17 protein-coding genes and 2 pseudogenes are annotated in these 18,733 nt (G+C 42.5%); 7 read left to right on the top strand and 12 right to left on the bottom strand.

The genetic code is table 11. The features are described from left to right. Positions 1-18: 18 nt before the first annotated feature. Positions 19-1,191 carry a sugar transporter gene (locus K358_RS0104755; RefSeq protein ID WP_027695745.1) on the bottom strand — a complete coding sequence of 391 codons (1,173 nt, stop codon included), beginning with the start codon at positions 1,189-1,191 and terminating at the stop codon, positions 19-21. A 460-nt stretch (positions 1,192-1,651) separates the two neighbouring features. Here K358_RS0104755 and K358_RS0104750 point away from each other — a divergent pair, with 460 nt between their 5' ends. Then, complete coding sequence (locus K358_RS0104750) at positions 1,652-2,269, top strand: HAD family hydrolase (RefSeq protein ID WP_027695744.1); 618 nt, start codon at positions 1,652-1,654, stop codon at positions 2,267-2,269. A 77-nt stretch (positions 2,270-2,346) separates the two neighbouring features. Here K358_RS0104750 and K358_RS0104745 read toward each other — a convergent pair whose 3' ends face one another. Together K358_RS0104745 and K358_RS0104740 are read right to left on the bottom strand one after the other, a co-directional pair. Beyond that, positions 2,347-4,827: a molybdopterin guanine dinucleotide-containing S/N-oxide reductase gene (locus tag K358_RS0104745; RefSeq protein ID WP_027695743.1), complete on the bottom strand. Its 2,481-nt coding sequence runs from the start codon at positions 4,825-4,827 to the stop codon at positions 2,347-2,349. A gap of 9 nt (positions 4,828-4,836) precedes the next feature. After that, on the bottom strand, positions 4,837-5,940 hold the full coding sequence (locus K358_RS0104740) for a NapC/NirT family cytochrome c (RefSeq protein ID WP_027695742.1): 1,104 nt from the start codon (positions 5,938-5,940) through the stop codon (positions 4,837-4,839). A 363-nt stretch (positions 5,941-6,303) separates the two neighbouring features. Here K358_RS0104740 and yddG point away from each other — a divergent pair, with 363 nt between their 5' ends. The 3 genes from yddG to K358_RS0104725 all read left to right on the top strand — a co-directional run bounded on the left by yddG (position 6,304) and on the right by K358_RS0104725 (position 8,722). Continuing rightward, a complete protein-coding gene (gene yddG / locus K358_RS0104735) occupies positions 6,304-7,224 on the top strand; it encodes an aromatic amino acid DMT transporter YddG (RefSeq protein ID WP_027695741.1) in 921 nt (306 codons plus the stop codon). Positions 7,225-7,297: 73 nt separating this feature from the next. After that, positions 7,298-8,296, top strand: coding sequence for an LLM class flavin-dependent oxidoreductase (locus tag K358_RS0104730; RefSeq protein ID WP_038149696.1), 999 nt, complete (start codon positions 7,298-7,300; stop codon positions 8,294-8,296). A 243-nt stretch (positions 8,297-8,539) separates the two neighbouring features. Continuing rightward, positions 8,540-8,722 (top strand): hypothetical protein, encoded by a 183-nt coding sequence (locus K358_RS0104725; RefSeq protein WP_027695739.1) that lies wholly within the window; start codon positions 8,540-8,542, stop codon positions 8,720-8,722. A 212-nt stretch (positions 8,723-8,934) separates the two neighbouring features. Here the strand turns inward: K358_RS0104725 and K358_RS0104720 are convergent, their stop codons facing one another. The 7 genes and pseudogenes from K358_RS0104720 to puuE form a co-directional block, all read right to left on the bottom strand. Continuing rightward, complete coding sequence (locus tag K358_RS0104720) at positions 8,935-9,174, bottom strand: GlsB/YeaQ/YmgE family stress response membrane protein (protein ID WP_027695738.1); 240 nt, start codon at positions 9,172-9,174, stop codon at positions 8,935-8,937. Positions 9,175-9,398: 224 nt separating this feature from the next. Next, entirely contained in the window at positions 9,399-10,298 is a 900-nt protein-coding gene (locus tag K358_RS0104715; protein ID WP_027695737.1) for a dienelactone hydrolase family protein, read from the bottom strand. 214 nt (positions 10,299-10,512) lie between these two features. After that, positions 10,513-10,731, bottom strand: a pseudogene (locus K358_RS19565) (urate hydroxylase PuuD); the annotation flags it as partial. A gap of 78 nt (positions 10,732-10,809) precedes the next feature. Beyond that, positions 10,810-11,775: pseudogene (locus K358_RS0104710) on the bottom strand (urate hydroxylase PuuD); the annotation flags it as partial. A 113-nt stretch (positions 11,776-11,888) separates the two neighbouring features. Beyond that, positions 11,889-12,422 (bottom strand): ureidoglycolate lyase, encoded by a 534-nt coding sequence (locus K358_RS0104705; RefSeq protein ID WP_027695735.1) that lies wholly within the window; start codon positions 12,420-12,422, stop codon positions 11,889-11,891. A gap of 149 nt (positions 12,423-12,571) precedes the next feature. Beyond that, positions 12,572-13,087: a 2-oxo-4-hydroxy-4-carboxy-5-ureidoimidazoline decarboxylase gene (gene uraD, locus K358_RS0104700; protein WP_027695734.1), complete on the bottom strand. Its 516-nt coding sequence runs from the start codon at positions 13,085-13,087 to the stop codon at positions 12,572-12,574. Positions 13,088-13,150: 63 nt separating this feature from the next. Then, a complete protein-coding gene (gene puuE, locus K358_RS0104695) occupies positions 13,151-14,071 on the bottom strand; it encodes an allantoinase PuuE (protein WP_027695733.1) in 921 nt (306 codons plus the stop codon). A 488-nt stretch (positions 14,072-14,559) separates the two neighbouring features. Between puuE and uraH the strand changes: the two genes are divergently transcribed. Continuing rightward, a complete protein-coding gene (gene uraH / locus K358_RS0104690; RefSeq protein WP_027695732.1) occupies positions 14,560-14,913 on the top strand; it encodes a hydroxyisourate hydrolase in 354 nt (117 codons plus the stop codon). Between the two features lie 230 nt (positions 14,914-15,143). Further along, complete coding sequence (locus tag K358_RS0104685) at positions 15,144-16,502, top strand: NCS2 family permease (RefSeq protein ID WP_027695731.1); 1,359 nt, start codon at positions 15,144-15,146, stop codon at positions 16,500-16,502. A 160-nt stretch (positions 16,503-16,662) separates the two neighbouring features. Here the strand turns inward: K358_RS0104685 and K358_RS0104680 are convergent, their stop codons facing one another. Together K358_RS0104680 and K358_RS0104675 are read right to left on the bottom strand one after the other, a co-directional pair. Further along, positions 16,663-16,941 carry a type II toxin-antitoxin system RelE/ParE family toxin gene (locus K358_RS0104680; RefSeq protein ID WP_027695730.1) on the bottom strand — a complete coding sequence of 93 codons (279 nt, stop codon included), beginning with the start codon at positions 16,939-16,941 and terminating at the stop codon, positions 16,663-16,665. Next, positions 16,938-17,222, bottom strand: a complete 285-nt coding sequence (locus K358_RS0104675) for a type II toxin-antitoxin system TacA family antitoxin (RefSeq protein WP_027695729.1) — start codon at positions 17,220-17,222, stop codon at positions 16,938-16,940. The genes K358_RS0104680 and K358_RS0104675 overlap by 4 nt, the downstream gene beginning before the upstream one ends. A gap of 231 nt (positions 17,223-17,453) precedes the next feature. Between K358_RS0104675 and K358_RS0104670 the strand changes: the two genes are divergently transcribed. Beyond that, positions 17,454-18,452, top strand: a complete 999-nt coding sequence (locus tag K358_RS0104670) for a substrate-binding domain-containing protein (protein WP_027695728.1) — start codon at positions 17,454-17,456, stop codon at positions 18,450-18,452. Positions 18,453-18,733 lie beyond the last annotated feature (281 nt).

Below are 18,733 nucleotides of genomic sequence, written 5' to 3'. Positions count from 1 at the left end.
CATTTTTTATCGCTCGATTTAACGCAAAACCGGATACTTACGTAATAAGCCAACAAGCACTAACATAGAAACAAGACCGATAGCAGAGGCGACATAACCCACATTAGGTAAGCCTAGGTTAAGAATGACCTTACCGCCTAGTAGTGCGCCCGCACCAATGCCCAAGTTAATAATGCCTGAATACATCGACATGATGACTTCAAAAGCATCGTTATCAATGTTGAAGACTTTCACTTGCATGGTCACTGGTACAAGCATCATCACAACGCCCCAGACGAAGATCAAGCCACTAATGCCCCACGTAGACTGAGCCACAAGACTAAGTAGAAGCATACAAATAACCAGTAAAACACCGCTTCCAAGCAGCATCGGAGTATTGTGCTTTTCACCCCAGATGCCGAACATCACACTACCAACAATACCTGCCCCACCAAACAATAGCAGTAAGAAGGTCGTAAAGTAGCTATTGGCTTGGCCTACTTGATGCATAAACGGTTCGATATAACTGTAACTCGTGTAATGAGCGGTAAAGACTAAGAAAGTAAATAAGTAAGCGCCGATCAGAACTGGCTTTTTAAATACCGCGGCTAAACTTTTTAAGTTACCCGTCGAAACACTTGGCAGCTTAGGCAACAACTTCGCGAGTAGCAGCATCATGACAAACGCAACAACGCCAATCACGGCAAAGGTGGTTCTCCAACCAAACCATTGGCCAATCAAACGTCCAAGCGGCACACCCAGTACCATCGCCAAAGAAGTACCGGTCGCGAGTACACTCAAGGCAAAAGTCTTTTTACCTGCAGGAGCAACTCGAATCGCAATCGCGGCAGCAATCGACCAGAAAATCGCATGAGAGAATGCGATGCCAATCCGGCTAATCACCAAGACCGGAAAACTCCATGCAAATACGGATAAAATATGGCTAACCGAAAACACCCCAAATAAGCACAGTAGTAATGTCTTGCGCTCAACCTTGCGAGTAAGCAGCATTAAAGGCAGTGAAAACAGCGCCACAACCCAAGCATAAATGGTCAGCATCCAACCGACTTTCGCCGTAGTGACATCAAAGCTTTGAGCGATATCGGTTAAAATACCCACAGGTACAAACTCAGTGGTATTAAAGATAAAAGCACTAAAACCCATCGCCAATACTCGTAAATATTGTTGATGGCGAGGCACTCTTTCGGTCATGTTTAGGATCCTGAAGATAAAGGGGTAACGTGATTCAAGTCACACATTTTAACACTGTATTTTTTAAATAGCTTGAGGGTATGAAAAATATTTTGCCATTTATTTGCACTATATATTGGGGCCTGTTTTTTACAAAAAATCAGCTTTATTTCCACTCAACCTCATTTGGTCATAATGATGACTATTTTAAGATGTTTTTGGAATTTGGGCTTCTCAGCCTAACGGAGTAATATACCTAAGTAACTTCAAGATGTGGGTTTCAGCAAGAATAATACAAGCTTTAGGCAAGGAAAATTGAATAGGATTATAGTCATCCTATCTCTGTTCAATTTCACGCGACATAAAGTTTTTTAACTTGCCCTTAGGGAGTGTCATCGAAACAGTTAGATTTTATTGACAATACTTTGCTGCCCTTTGGCTAAACTAGATGCCAACTGGTCATCGTGAAAGAGGAAAGTCAATGCAATCCAAAAACATCAAAAATGTCGTATTTGATATCGGTAATGTCATCGTTCGCTGGTCGCCATTAGAAATTGCTCGCCTTACTTTTGGCGAGGTTAATGATCTTCAACCACGCTGCAATTCAATTTTTCAAAGTGAAATTTGGCTAGATTTAAATAAAGGCAAAATAACGGAGCAAGAGGCTAAATCACTCTACCAACAGTCTATTGCGCTTTCCGAGTTAGAGTGTGAGCGACTCTTCTATTACGTAAAACAAACTCAAATCTTATTGTATGGCTCAATAGATTTACTCAAGCGAGTTAAAGCTGCCGGTTATAACGTTTACGCACTGACGGATAACGTAATCGACATTGTCGAACACTTAAAATCTACCTACTCTTTCTGGTCTGAATTTGATGGCACCATAGTCTCAGCCGATCTCGGTGTATTAAAACCACAAGCTGAAATCTACCATGCCCTATTAAATCAATATTCTTTACAAGCAAAAGAAACGGTATTTCTTGATGATATGCCAAACAATGTGAAGGGAGCAGAAAGTGTTGGTATGTATGCGATTCAATTTCTAACTGCAGAACAGTGCGAAAAAGACTTAAAAGAGCTTGGGGTTCAGTTTTAGTACATAAAAAATCCGAGCCATTTGACTCGGATTTTTATTATTCAGAACTTAGTCTTATTAAATTCTAAACTTAGCAATTAAGCATCTGCACCTTTTGGCGGTAAGAAGGCTTGTGTTTCAAGCGCATCGCCTACCCACTTCTCAATTTTTACTAGCGCTGAGTTTGCTGCACAGCCATTAGCAAGACGAGAAGTTGGAATATCCAACGTCAATACGTTTGGACCACCGTTACGACAAATACCTAATTTAGGATCAAAGTCTGGCCATGCACCTTCGTGGATACATACCGAACCTTGCTTAATGCCATCAGTCACATCAGCACCCGCTAGAACTTGACCACGTTGGTTAAACACACGAACGATGTCGCCTGTTTTAATACCACGTTTTGCCGCATCATCTTTGTTGATCAAGATAGGCTCTTTGCCTGCAATCGCATACTCTTTGCGGATATCAGCATAGTTGAACTGACTGTGTAAACGATACGCTGAGTGCGCGGTCATTAACTGCAGCTCTCCTTCTTTAGCAGAACCGGTGTATTCAGTAGGCTCTAACCATGTTGGGTGTGCTGGGCAATCTGGCAAGTTATAGCTCGCAAGGGTCTTCGAATAGATTTCAATCTTACCACTTGGCGTGCCAAGAGGATTCATAGTTGGATCTTCTCTAAACTCTGCGTAACGAATAAACTTAGCATTTTTCTCGTTCCACTTCATTTCAATGTACTGGTTTTCTTTCCAGAAATGCGTGAAGTTAGGCATAGGAACACGAGAGTTACGACCACCTTTTTGCGCAATCTTGTAGAAATGGTTTAACCATTCCATTTCATCACGACCTTCGGTGTAAACATCACGTCCACCTTTGAATAGATGCTCAGATAGATCACCAAACACTTCAAAGTCACTCTTAGATTCGTATTGAGACTCTACTGCTTTTTTCATCGGTGATAAGAATTGGCTACTGTAATCACCAACCATAACCACATCATTACGCTCAAAGCTCGTATTGATAGGAAGAACAATATCGGCGTGCTTAGCAGCAGCAGTCCAGTAGATTTCAGAGATAACGGTTAATTCTAACTTCTGCCATGCTTTTGCAAGACGGTTAGTATCTTGATGATGAGTAAAGTTACCACCGCCACACCACCAAATCATCTTGATATCAGGGTAAGTGAGTGTGTGACCATTATGTTGGTACTGCATTCCTGGATTTTCTAAAGCCTCAGTAATACGAGCAACAGGTAAAGCGTTAACAACGCCCTCACCAGTATTCAACCAAGAACTTGTATCACCACCAGCATTAGCACCCGCATTAATACTAGATGAGATAGAAGGTAGAATACCCGCATCACGCGCTGGGTTACCACCATTTGAATAATGGTAAGAGAAACCAAAACCACCACCGGGTAGACCAATTTGACCAAGCATTGCTGCAAGGGTCACGATCATCCAGTGACGTTGCTCACCAAATTGTTGACGCTGCATACCCCAACCGGCCATTAACATGGTGCGATTTTTAGAGAAAATATCCGCTAACAGTTCGATTTGTTTCGTCGGTACACCCGTAATTTTTTCTGCCCATGCAGAATCTTTTACTACGCCATCTGTTTTACCCAACAAGTAATCATTAAACTTATCAAAGCCGTGAGTATATTTTTCGATAAACTCAACATCATGCTTACCGTTTTTCACTAAGGTATGTGCAATACCCATCGCTAATGCCACATCGGTCATTGGATGCGGAGCAATCCACTGCGCATTATCACCAAAGAACTCAATCGTTTCCGAACGAATAGGATCAATTGCAATGACCGTCTTACCAGATTTTTTCAATTGATGGAAAAACTCTAAACCTTGGCCATCTGCTGCCGTCCAAGCAATCTCAAGTGTGTTAATTGGGTTCATCCCCCAAAGCACAACCACATCAGAATGTTCTAATACGACAGGATAAGTAGTTTGTTGCTCGTATACTTCAATAGAACCTACTACGTAAGGCATGATCACCTGAGCAGCACCGGTTGAGTAATCACCTAATGAGCCTACATAACCACCCGCTAATCCCATGTAACGTTGCAACAAGGTTCGCGCATCATGCAATGCACCACTAGAGTGCCAACCGTAAGAACCTGCAAAAATACCTTCTGCACCGTAAGTCTTACGAATCCGGCCATGTTGTTCATTGATTAGCTTGTATGCTTCTTCCCAAGACACTCGGACATATTCGTCTTGTCCACGAACACCTTCGGGGTTTTCTGGGTTTACTAAATAGCCCTTACGCACCATCGGGTACTTAACACGAGCCTTAGTATGAACTTGAGATGGGCCGGTTTGTTGAAGATGGTTAACCACGGTTTGAGGCAGTGCATTAGTGGTTTTCACTAATTTTCCATCTTGTACTTCAGCTAGCAAAATACCCATACGCCCTGCTGTTAGGACTTTGCCATCAGTACGGCCAATTTTCGGTTCAGCAGCAAAAGCTGGCATTGGTTGAATTGATGCGATCGCCAATGCACCCGCTGTAGCACCAGAGCCTTTTAAAAATCTACGACGTGAAATTCCAGACATGACAGCTCCTTAGTGTTGTTCTTTAACAACGTCTTTCGCGTTGTTTTGTAAAAACTTAGTTAGGATTTCTAGGTTAAGATCCGAGATATCCGTACGACTTCCCATGCTTTTCGCAACCGGGCCCCATGCATTCACCGTAAAGTGATTTGGTGGGATCTTCGCATGACAAGTAGAGCAATATGTACTATCTAGTTTTTCGCCGTATTCCCATAAAGCTTTATTTGAATCAATAACAGGAGCACTAATTTCACCCGTTAAGCTAGCAGTACGCCATTCATTTCCATATTCATCAGTAGAAGGCTCACCAAGCTCTAACGCTTTTTGACCTTCTTCTGTTAGCGAAGCAAGAATTGAACGCTTACCATTGCCTAGGTAAATTACCGACTCTGCACCTTTCATTTGGTAACCAGAAACCGTTACAGTGCGCTTATCTCCATCTGTTTTCGCTACTTTTAGCTCAACAGTTGGATTGATGGTTGCAAGCTCACCCATTTTAATGAAATCAAGAGGGTAAACTGTTTGAGCATCATTTGGCGTAGATTTCGCAAGATCGTATAAGTGATCAAATGCTGAAGTATCTAACTTAGCTTGTGGGGCCATGTGAGCCACACCTTTGTGACAATCAATACAAGTTTGACCATCTTTCTGAGCGGCAATGTGCATTTCGCGTGCACCTTTAGGCTGGTCGTAAAGTTCCATTGCATTGAAACTATGGCAACTACGACAAGTCGCAGAGTCATTCGCTTTTAACTGATCCCAGACCGTTTGCGCCATTTCTAAGCGGTGTTCTTCGTATTTTTCGTCGGTATCAATTTTGCCAGTGACAAACTCGTGATAGATATCTTTAGATGCACGAATTTTCGTCCAAAGGTAATCAACAGTATTGTGGGTAGGAATATGACAATCGGCACATTCAGCTCTCACACCTTTACTATTACTGAAATGCACCGAGCCTTGGTACTCATGAAGAGGTTTTTCCATAGTGTGGCATGAGACACAAAATTCAGTGGTTGAGGTGGCATGGAGCACAGCTTGGGTTCCTCCAAAAGTGATCCAGCCAATTACCACACCGATGATCACGATGATGGCAATAGATGTTTTTTTCATAATTATTTTCCTTATTTGCCCACAAGTTGGTTTCGCAGCGGTGCGAATCTACCACTAAAGGATAGGTTACGAAAGTAAAATGTAACAAATTGAATATTAAATTTTTTTGATAACACTTCCTGTTAAGCAACTGGTTATTATGAAGATTAGTTCAATACCCATGAAATGGTTAAGTATTTAAAAATCAAACCGTAAACCTTCACTTTTTCCTCTCAAAAATAAACATTCAAAAAAACATCTAACGATAACTTTTAACATCAATAGCTGGGCAGTTTTTACTCAGGTAATTTCAAGTAAGTTGTACATTGCCTCTTAGTCTCATTATTGATACTTTCAGCCCTCACACATAATCGCTAACGAAGTATTACCATGCCTTTTCTAACCAAACATAAATACACGCTGTGCGGCGTACTCGCTATCCTACTGTGGAGCTCTCTCACCGCATTAATTCGTGATATCTCCGAGTTATTTAGTCCAACCGCGGGCGCGGCGATGATTTATTCCGTGAGTACTGTATTTCTGTTTGTGGTAATGGGTGTGCCTCGTCTTAAACAATTTCCTAAGCAGTACTTAATTGTAGGCGGGATTTTGTTTGTCACTTATGAAATTTGCTTAGCCCTATCACTCGGTTTAGCCAATAGTCGTCGCCAATCAATGGAAATGGCGATCATCAATTACCTATGGCCCGCATTGACCATTCTACTTAGCGTGATTGTCAGTAATAAGAAGGTGAACCTTTTGATCTACCCAAGCATTGCGCTGGCATTTATTGGAGTGGCGTGGTGTATATCGGGCGATCAAACATTATCCATTAAACTAATCAGCCAGAATGTTGCAGGTAATCCTATCCCATACCTGCTCGCTTTTTCTGGCGCGTTTATTTGGGCGATCTATTGCACGATCACCAAAAAAATGAGTAATGGTCAAAACCCTATCCCACTATTCTTTATGGCAACCGCTATCTCCTTATGGATAAAATACACCATCAGCGCAGAGCCTAGTTTATCCTTTACTTGGGGTAGCAGTATTACGGTGTTAATTGCTGGGATCACCATAGGTTCAGGTTATGCTCTATGGAATCACGCCATTGTCGGTGGCAACATCATTTTGCTAGGAACGCTGTCTTATTTTATTCCTATCTTCGCGACGCTATTTTCTGCCGTGTACTTAGAAGTCAGCCTCAGCCACTCCTTTTGGCAAGGTGTTGCATTAGTTACTTTTGCTTCGCTAATGTGCTTTTTCATTACTCGAGAAAAGTGTGCAAAACCTTTACCGACACAAAATGCTTAACGGTAAGGTCGCTAACCAACTCACGATAATTCGATGGATTTTATTCATCCAACCAAACTTGTAAGGAATCACTATGTCTATTCTCGCCGATGTGCCATTTTCACTCTTAGAATTAGCACCTATGCGCCAAGACTCAACGGTTGGGGAAACGCTGCAAAAAAGCCTTAAATACGCACAACTGGCCGATGAGCTAGGCTATAACCGCTTTTGGCTTGCCGAACACCACAACATGGCAGGCATTGTTTGCGCAGCAACTTCTGTTCTAATTGGTTACATTGCCGGTGGCACCAAAAACATCCGAGTGGGCTCTGGCGGCATTATGCTACCTAACCACCCACCACTGGTCGTTGCCGAGCAATTTGGCACATTGGAAAGTTTATACCCCGGCCGAATTGATCTTGGTTTAGGGCGAGCACCCGGTAGTGACCAAATCACCAGCCGTGCACTGAATCGCGATGAAAAGCGTGCCGATGAGTTCCCTATCGAAGTCGAAGAACTGCAAACCTTACTTGGCCCTTACAACGGCTTTAGCCAAGTTCGCGCTATGCCCGGTGAAAATACCAACGTGCCAATTTGGCTGCTTGGATCAAGCTTGTTCAGCGCACGTTTAGCCGCAGAAAAAGGACTACCTTATGCCTTTGCTGGTCACTTTGCGCCACGCTTTATGCATGATGCAATAGAGCTATATCGAGAAGAATTTCAACCATCAGACGTTCTCGATAAACCTTACGTGATGCTCGGTTTACCGCTGGTCGCCGCCGAAACAGATGACGAAGCACAGTACCTTTCTACCACCACCAAACAACGAGCGTTAGCGCTTATTCGTGGTAAAGAATTATGGTTGCAGCCACCAGTAGAAAGCATGGATGGCTTATGGAATGAGCAAGAAGAAGCTTATGTCGATAACTTCTTAGCCTTATCGATTACCGGAGGCCCAGCAACCGTCAAGCACCGTTTAGAAATGATGGTGAAGCAATTAGGAATTGATGAGTTTATCTTCACTAATGATTTGTATGATCATGATAAGCGCTGTAAGGCGATAGATATATTAGCGGATATTAAGAAAGCGTAACTTTTCTCATTCATTCCCCATAACGTCAAACGTCAACTTTACAAATAAAGAGCTCTACTTTCCGAATATTGAGCTCTTTATCATCTAATATTCATTCTCGTTTTGATCGCCTTAAGCAGATAAACCCACCTCGCGTAACCCTGTAAAACTCAAACTTAATTTGCATTTTTAGACGGTGCGCAAACTAAATGTTAACAGTATTGTTAATGCGAGATTACATTTTGTTACACATTGGAGGTAAATATGAAAGTTCTTATTGAATATAACGAGACGGGCCTATATAGAGATAACTCTTGGGCAACGCCATCGATTAGAACTAAAGGGCAACTGCAAGCGGTAGAACCTGCTTTAGCGGCGACTCTTATTAAGACGCATAAGGCGAGTCTGCATAAAAATGAAAATGGAGAGATCATCATTCAAAGGTAAGTAAAGTGGTAAACTAAGTTATATCGACCACCAATATGCTGAACTTTAGATAGGTCACGGGCTTGAAAAAAGAGAAACAAAATGCGCTACCATTCTTTAAATATGCTTACTAAAAACTAGATAAGTATTAAATAATGAATGACAGCGCTTTTGATTATTTAGATTAGGTTTCTCACGACTATCTTGATGACAAATAGAGGTGACTGAACAAACTATGATTTAATAAGTCGAGAAATATAAAGCAATAATACCGCTCCTACCGTCGCCGTCACAATTGAACCAATGAAGCCCCCAGACGATAACCCCAGTAGACTAAACGTAAAACCACCCACGAAAGAACCTACGATACCAATAACAATATTACCTACCGCACCAAACCCTGAGCCTTTCATGATCTGACCGGCAAGCCAACCTGCTATCGCACCAATAATCAAAAATGTAATTATCGACATCAAATTCTCCTTTAAAATGATCGTTTTTAATCTTCCTATTTTAGCCTAGTCAACTTTATGAAAACTCGCTGGATTTCATGGGATTATTTTAATTTTTAAAAGGAGTCATGCATTTATACTCAAACTAATTGGAGTGACAGTGAGGCGACAGGTGAATGAGGCCCCATGTGCATAGATCGCCTATTCGATTAGGGTGAATGAACGCCTTCAACAAAGCTGCTGCTTCAAGTACGAAGGGGATATACTAAGGTTTTATTAAATAACTCTAAAGTTCTATCCCAAGCCAATTCTGCTTCTTTTTCAGAATAGCGTCCTGTCGAGTCATTATGGAAACCGTGCTGAGTATTCGGATAAATGTAAGCTTTGTAATCCACTTTTGCGGCTTTTAAGTCTTCCTCATATTCCGGCCAGGTGGCATTTACGCGCTTATCTTCACTGGCAAATTGAATAACGAGGGGCGCGGTAATATTCGGACGAATTGATTTTTCCGCTGGCGTGCCATAAAACGGAACCCCCGCCCCCAGATCATCACCTAGGGTCGCGGCAAGCATATTGACGATATAGCCACCAAAGCAGAAACCCACTGCACCTAATTTGCCATTGCTTCGCTCACTCGATCTTAAAAACTGAGCGGCAGCAATAAAATCTTCTTCGATTTTGGCTTTGTCTAAAGAGCTTTGCATTGAGCGACCTTCATCGTCATTGCCCGGGTAGCCACCTAAACTGTAAAGCGCGTCTGGGGCAAATGCGATAAATCCAGCTTTGGCTAAACGACGTGCCACATCTTCTATATAAGGATTCAAGCCACGGTTCTCATGAATCACCAAAACAACCGGAAGTTTCCCTTCTTTATTTTTGGGTTCAACATAATAGCCTCGCCCTTCCCCATAACCTTTAGGAGATGGAAAGGTACGATAACTGCCCACAATATCAGGATCGTTAAACGAAACCTGTTCAGCTAAAGCGTAGTTGGGGAGCAATGCAGAAGTGAGCGTTGTCATAGTAAAACCAAGTGCGACTAGGCCACCTAAACGAGAAAAGAACTCACGTCGGTCAATTAGCCCGTGGGCATATTCGTCATACCAATCAAATGCTTCTTGTGGAATGGGTCTTGAATCCGTCATCACGCTCTATCCTTTTTACGTTATTAATATCTATTGAGAATAGATGGCGTTTGATGGCTTATCCAATTTATTACAGATATAAAAAAGGCACCCGAGGGAGGTGCCGAATAAGTACAACAACGGAATAAAATAGGTTCATGACCAAAGTAATTGAAGAGGTTGTGAGGCAAACAATACCATCAAGCTACCGCTTCAATGACTAAGGTTTTAGCGGTTAGATCTTCGCGCCATCGCTCACCCAATCGACCACTAACGCTCGCTCTTCATCTGTCATCTTGGTTAAGTTACCAAGTGGCATCACGCGAGTCTGAACTTGTGATTGAATGCGTGGAGCATTGGTTTGAATCTCTTCCGGTGTATCAAGTACTACTCCCGCAGGTGCCGTGGCAAACATGTTGCTAGTTGGCGTTGCTGAGTGACATTCCACACAACGATCATTCATGATTTTTTGCACTTGAGTAAATACTGAAGCTTCCGCAACTTCGGTACCCGCTTCATTTGCACTGGCGGTTTCCGTTGCGCTATCAGTCGTAGTTGCAGCTTCTTGTTGAGCAACAGGCGCACTTGGTTCAGATAAGCTAGGCATCTTGTTTGACGTCACAAACGCAAGGCTGATCATACCTAGTACTGCAACCGGTACTGCCCACGCAAACTTCTGACCACCATGACGAGTGTTAAAGTAGTGACGAACTAAAATACTGAACACCGCTAAACACGCCAAAATTAACCAGTTGTATTCCGAGCCATACGTGCTTGGGAAGTGGTTACTGATCATAATGAACAGCACTGGCAATGTTAGGTAGTTATTGTGACGAGAGCGTAATAGACCTTTGGCTGGCAGTGCTGGATCTGGCTCTGTACCGTCTTCAATTGCTTTTACTAGGTTACGTTGGGCCGGCATGATAACGAAGAATACGTTACCCACCATGATAGTACCGATAATCGCACCAACATGAATGTAAGCACCGCGGCCACTAAACACTTGGCTTAAACCATAAGCCGCACCAACAAGGCAGGCAAACAGCACCACACCTAATAGCAGTGGCTTTTTACCTAATGGTGAGTCACACAATAAGGTGTAGATGATCCAACCACCCACTAGCGAAGCGATACCAATACCAATTGCCGCGCCGACACTTAAACCAGAGCCCGGAGCAATCAGATAAATATTGGCATTAAGGTAGTAGACTACGCCTAGTAGCAACACACCAGTGATCCAAGTGAAGTAAGCTTCCCACTTAAACCAGTGTAGGTTTTCTGGCATTTGAGGGGGTGCTAATTTGTATTTCTCTAGGTGATAAATACCACCGCCATGAATCGCCCATAAATCACCAGACAATCCCGTTTTTGGATTAACACGGTTTAAGTTATTTTCTAACCATACAAAGTAAAATGATGCCCCAATCCACGCGATACCAACGATCATGTGAACCCAGCGAATTGCGAGGTTGAGCCATTCCGTAATATGCGGATCCATAATTTTCTCCTTAAACTGTTCCTTGTCTAGAGCATACGTAACCGGGATATGGTGAACCGGTATGCTCTTCAATAGACGGCTAAATAATCAACTTTTGCTTGTTCGTAATTCGGTTAATTCACACTCGGTAAATTATCCAATGACAAGATGATTTCGGTTGATTGTTCAAAGTACACTTCATCACAGTTATTGCCTTCGCCAGCACGATCAACAATTAAGAATTGATCATCCGGTTGCAGTGCAAGCACTGGATGGTGCCAAACCCCTTTGTGATAATTGACACCTTGACGTCCATTGCTTAAAAACGCTCTCAATGCCTGTGGCTGCAAATCTTCGCCCTTCTCTGCCACCACAATTAAATATGGATGACCAAGAAGTGGAATAAATGCTTGAGAGCCCAAAGGATGACGTTCCATCATTTGGATGTTCAATGGGTACGTTAAAGGGGTTGCCTGAAAAATACTGATGATGGGTTCACCACCGTTATCTGCCACATCCACATCCGCCATACGGTGATAGCGTCTTGTTGAACCGTTGTTGATCATAAAGTAATCGCTGACTTCTTTATCAATCACATCGCCAAAAGGTTTAAATGCCTCTTTGGTTAATGGTTCAACTTTCAGTGAAATTGCGGTGTCTACAGTCATGATATCCCTTCCGTTATTTTATGCTCTATTGAGCCCTATTTAATTAACCTCAATGCTATTCAATACCGCTAAATAACGTTGAGTATGGGCACAGACAGTCCTCATTCCCTTTTATGATTTACATGTCTTCCGCGTTATATATTGGTTTGTTACATGTCTTGAAGTCGAAACGAAGCGATCTTATTGATCTGTGCAATCGCGGTTGCAAATTCCGTTTCTTTATCGTTGTCAATTCTCTCAGCAAACGACGCCAAGATTTGGTGACGGTTGGCCCCTTTTACCGCCATGATAAAAGGGAACTCAAAACGAGCTTTGTATCGCTCATTAAAATCGGTAAATTGTTCAAACTCTTCTGGAGTACATTGACTAATTCCAGCCCCTGCTTGCTCTGAAGTTGATGCAGCGGTTAGCTCACCATTAACCGCAGCTTTTCCGGCTAAATCTGGGTGAGCGTTAATCAAATCTAATTGCTCTTGTGGGTCGGCATCTAGCATGGTTTTTGACATTGCCGTATGCAGCTTTTCAATCTGATCAAAAGAAGAATCCAGACCTTTATCAAAAGTACGCTCTGCAACCCAAGGACTGTGTTCATAAATATCAGCAAAGGTTTCAACAAATTCTGCTTTGGTCATTTGGCTTGGTTGGCAAGTTTTAAATTGAGTCACGGTTCCTTCCTTCTTTACTTAATATTTGAAACTGGCTTGCAATGTTCACTTAAATAAAATCAATTACTTAACAAGATCAGGATGCGGATGACATTCATGCCAATGTTTAGCGATATCTAAACGACGGCACACCCAAACTTTGTCATGCTGCTGCACATATTCCATAAATCGTTTTAAACCTTGAATACGGCCTGGGCGACCAATCAAACGACAGTGCAAACCGACAGACATCATTTTTGGTGTTTCTGCGCCTTCCTCATACAAAGTATCAAACGCATCTTTTAAGTATTGGAAGAATTGCTCACCCGTATGGAAACCTTGGTTGGTCGCAAAACGCATGTCATTCACATCAAGCGTATAAGGAATCACCAGTTGAGGTTTCGGGCCTTCGGTATGCCAATAAGGAAGATCGTCATCATAAGCATCGGAGTCATATAAGAAGCCACCTTCTTCGGCCACCAGCTTGCGAGTATTCACACCATTACGGCCAGTGTACCAACCATACGGACGCTCACCTGTGATCTCCTTAATAACATTGATCGCTTTCTGCATATGTTCGCGTTCAGTATCAATGTCAATTTTGTGGTAATCCAACCAGCGGTAACCGTGGCTGCAAATTTCATGACCAGCATTCGCCATTTCTTGAATGACTTCAGGATGACGCTCAGCTGCCATGCCTACAACAAACGCGGTCAGTGGGTAGTTAAATTGCTCAAATAACTTCAGAATACGCCAAACACCTGCGCGGCTACCGTATTCATAGATAGATTCCATACTAATATGACGAGCATTAGGGAAAGGCTGCGCACCAATGATTTCAGAAAGAAACGCTTCTGACTCATCATCACCATGCAAAGTACAGCGCTCGCCGCCTTCCTCATAGTTCAGCACAAATGAAACCGCTACTCGAGCCTCGTTCGGCCACTGAGCATCAGGCAGATCTTTTCCATACCCGATTAAATTGCGTGGATACTCACTACCCATGAACCTCTCCTTTGTCGTGTCATCCTGAATATTGAATACTGAATTCATCTGAATTAGATTCGTACACATTAAAAGTATACAACCTAAACCAGTAAATAGCCCTGAACCTTTGTTTTAATAATTGTATACAATTATTAAAACATGGCAAATATTTTTATTCACAACTTGTTAACCTGCGCACTATTTTAAGTGCCAAACAAAATTAAGCTGACTTTTAAGTCAAGAATATTAAAAATTTTTTGCTGAATGATGAAAGCTGCCAAATCTAAAGTTTTATATTTAAAATCATTGAATTATAAATAACCTACCAAATTATCATCCACTTCAACACATGATCCAGTGCCAATTTTTTGAGCTCTCACCTTTACGGAACACAATGTTGTGTACATAATCAATTTCAAGTGATCACATTTTTATAACAAAACTTTTTTTGATTCACTCAACATTTACTAACCATTTATTTTAACAATTAACAAGCAGAGCTAATTATGGGAAAACTGACTACACATGTTTTAGATACGGCGAATGGATTGCCGGGCTGCGATATACAGGTCGAACTCTTTCGCATCACCGAGCAAGGCGCACAAAAAATCAAAACCGTCGCCACTAACTTTGATGGACGAACCGATTCGCCTCTATTAGAAGGTGCCGATTTTGAAGTGGGTAAATACGAACTTATTTTCCACACCGCAAGCTACTTTAAGCAAAAAGGCGTAACGCTAGACGAAGTGCCGTTTCTAGATGACATCTCGATCCGCTTTGGTATTAACGATCAAGACAGCCACTATCATGTGCCGCTACTTTGCTCGCCTTACAGCTTCTCAACCTATCGCGGCAGCTAGTTTTCGTCGCCAACATAAATTCAGCGTAGTGCCAGCCGGCTGTCGGCACTTCACTTAACTCTAAACTTAACTATCAATGCATGGAGATCAGGATGTCCTCCAGGCCTAAGGTCTGTTGACCTTTGTTACGCCTAAAAAACGTATCGAGCTTTCTATCTAAGTCGCAAATTAACAAATCGTTGTGACAAGTAGATGCAAACCACAAGGACCACCCTACAAGGAAACGTACCGTGGAAAATTCAAACAGCGAAACCTTAACCACAAACCAAGCCGAGCAATCCAACCAAAATTCAGGGCTACTAGAACGTTGGTTTAAACTCAAACAACATGGCACTACCGTCAAATCTGAAATCATTGGCGGCTTAACCACCTTTGCCACGATGGCTTACATCATCTTCGTCAATCCATCGATTATGGCGACGTCTGGTATGGATGCAGGCGCCCTCTTTGTGGCAACTTGTATCGGGGCAGCCATCGGTACCCTACTGATGGCGTTTTATGCCAACTGGCCCGTTGGGCTGGCACCGGGTATGGGGCTAAATGCCTTCTTCGCCTTTACCGTTGTCGGAGAAATGGGGTATAGCTGGCAAGTCGCACTAGGTGCCGTCTTCATTTCAAGTGTGCTATTTGTTGCCATGAGTTACAGCAGTTTGCGTGAATGGATTATTGATAGTATTCCACATAGTCTGCGCTACTCAATGACCGCAGGTGTCGGTTTATTCCTTGGTCTAATTGGCTTAAAAACCGCAGGCATTGTAGTCGAAAGCCCAGCGACCCTCGTCTCCCTAGGTGACTTCACACAACCTAGTGCAGTATTAGCCGCACTATGCTTTTTGATCATTAGCGTGCTGAGCGAGCGTAAGATATTCGGTGCAGTATTAATTGGTATTTTCAGTGTCACCATGATCGGCTTTTTCATGGGTATCGTTGAATACAACGGCATTTTTGATACCCCGCCTAGCCTAGCTCCAACCTTTATGGCGATGGATATTTCAGGCGCGTTAGAAATTTCGATGATCAGCGTGATATTAGCTTTCTTGTTCGTCAATATGTTCGATACCGCAGGCACCCTAATGGGCGTGGCTCAACGTGCTAACTTGATGGATAAAGACACCGGCAAAATTAAAGATCTGCGTAAAGCATTGAAAGCCGACAGTGTGGCGAGTGTTGCGGGTTCTTGCGTAGGCTGTCCACCCGTGACCAGCTATGTAGAAAGTGCCGCTGGCGTTGAAGCCGGTGCTCGAACTGGCTTATCTTCTGTCGTGGTTGGTTTGCTATTTATTGCGGCAATCTTTGTGTCACCACTGGCTGGCATGATCCCAGGATACGCCACCGCAGGTGCACTGATTTATGTGGCGTTTGTAATGATGAGCAGCATGCAACACATTAAATGGAACGACTTCACCGACGCCGCTCCTGCAGCCATCACCGCATTAATGATGCCGCTGACCTTCTCGATTGCCAATGGCATTGCACTAGGCTTTATTACTTACACGGTTTTAAAAGTCGCAACGGGTAAACAAAAAGACGTCTCAATTTGCATGTACGTATTAACAGCAGTCTTTGTGGCTAAACTAGTCTTTATGTAAAAGGCAGTTATTCATTTAAAGTAAATTCAAACCAGTAGTATGGAAACATGCTGCTGGTTTTTTGTTGTTCTTTGTTTGTTTAACTTGCCGTACTACAAAAATGTATTGTGTGCTTATCGCACCTTAATGAAGCGTTAGTTGTCGCACAACGACTTAATACTTAATCTATAGGAAACTTTTGCTTCTGATGCAGAACTCGCATAATGCGAATGATTGAACCCTCAACCCAATAGGAAACAATCATCGATACTTCGGGAATAATCAGCAACCTTCCTCGAATTCCATCACGTTGCGCTCCCATTAGTGGTTGTTCGAGTAAATTTTCAACCTTAGCTTCAATAATGTTATCGGTTCTTTCAGCGACATCTGGGTTAAAGTCGTATAGAAATTCAAAGATCTTCTCTCGGTCATTAAGGGACTCTTCTTCCCATAAAATCATTGCTGACCTCGGTTGCGAATTCTTTCTTTTCGGACTTCCATACGAGACTTGGCTGATTCATTATCAACAAACACGGCTTTCCCAGAATCATACTTATCAAAAGCAAGGTTTACCTGCTCCGTTAACCAAGCATCATGGGATAATGTCTTTCTTTGTTGTTCCGCCATTTGCTCTGTAAGTTCACGGCAAGCATCACTAAGGGTACGGCCTTGGGTCTCTGCCATTTGTTGAGCTAAGCGTTTTGTTTCTTCATTAACACGAAATTGAATTCTAGTGTCCATGAGTCGTTCCTTAATAAGTAATGTACACACAAATGTTAGCACCGGTAAGCTAGAGGGGCAACGAACAAATATTTAAGGCTCACTATTTTTTTAACCACAAAACTAAAGATGCTAGAAATTGAAGCACACTCTCCAACGCCCCTCTCAAACCTTTAATGTAAACGTTGCCTCAATGCGAAAATGTTTTAAACTAGCTTTCTAATGAGTGGGTTAATGTAAATAAAGGTCAGTATGGCAACCATTAAAGATGTCGCAAAAGAAGCGAACGTTTCCATCGCTACCGTTTCAAGAGTGATCAACAAATCACCGAAAGCCAGTAAGGCATCGATTGAATCGGTCACGCTTGCGATGAAAAAGTTAGGGTACCGCCCAAATGCGGCGGCGCGCGCTTTGGTTAATCAATCAACTCAAACCATGGGCGTATTAGTGGGTGATGTGTCTGATCCGTTTTTTGGATCTATGGTAAAAGCGATTGATACGATTGCCACTCAACAAGGCAAACATTTATTGATTGGTAATGGTTACCACTCGGCGCAAAAAGAACGTGAAGCAATTGAGTTATTGATCAACCATCGATGTGAAGCCTTGGTGATCCACAGTAAAAGCCTAAGTAGTGAAGAACTGATTGCCTTTGCTCAAGAAATTCCCGGCATGGTGCTAATTAATCGCTTTATACCGGAAATAGCCGACCGTTGCATCGCATTAGATAATCATAAAGGCTCTTATCTCGCCACTGAGTTCTTGATTAAAAATGGCCATAAGAATATTGGTTATATCTGTTCGAATCACGATATTGAAGATACTTACCATCGTAAAGATGGGTATTTACAAGCCTTAAAAGATAACGGCCTAACTTACTCTGAAAGCCATATTGAATACGGCTCACCAGATGAAGAAGGCGGCGAGCATGCCATGACTAATCTATTAGCAAAAGGCTTACCGCTAACCGCTATTGCAACCTATAACGATTACATGGCGGCTGGCACGCTATCAGTGCTAGAAGAGAATGACATTGAAGCACCAAAAGATATGTCGATTATCGGGTTTGATAACGGCTTAATTGCTAAGTACCTACACCCTAAACTGACTACCGTGCGCTACCCTATTCAAATGATGGCAGAAAAAGCTGCTGATTTAGCGCTGAAACTTGCCAACAATGAACCCGCCAAAGCAGAAACCACTATGTTTGTACCGACGTTAGTTAGGCGTTTATCGGTGCAGCAAGCGTAGAGCTTACTCTATTTATTACACACATGAATTTAAACTAGGCGTACACAAAGCGCCTAGTATTGATCTCAGATGAACCACACGCCTTAGTCTCGCTCTCACCCTCTCATTCGATTACCTTTAGCTAACAACCCACCAGGTAACAAAATATTTTTGGTTGTAACTATTTGTGATTTCTATCACTTTCAATTTAAGGGTAAACGTTTACACTTCGCCATGAAAAATAACCATGCCCACCAAAATGATTGAGGTTACGGTCTGTAAACCTAGCTTCTTATCATTAA

The organism is Vibrio litoralis DSM 17657 (assembly GCF_000426765.1).
Classification (GTDB): domain Bacteria; phylum Pseudomonadota; class Gammaproteobacteria; order Enterobacterales; family Vibrionaceae; genus Vibrio; species Vibrio litoralis.
Note: the sequence above shows the minus strand (reverse complement) of the source record. Positions and strands in the feature narration are given on the sequence as shown.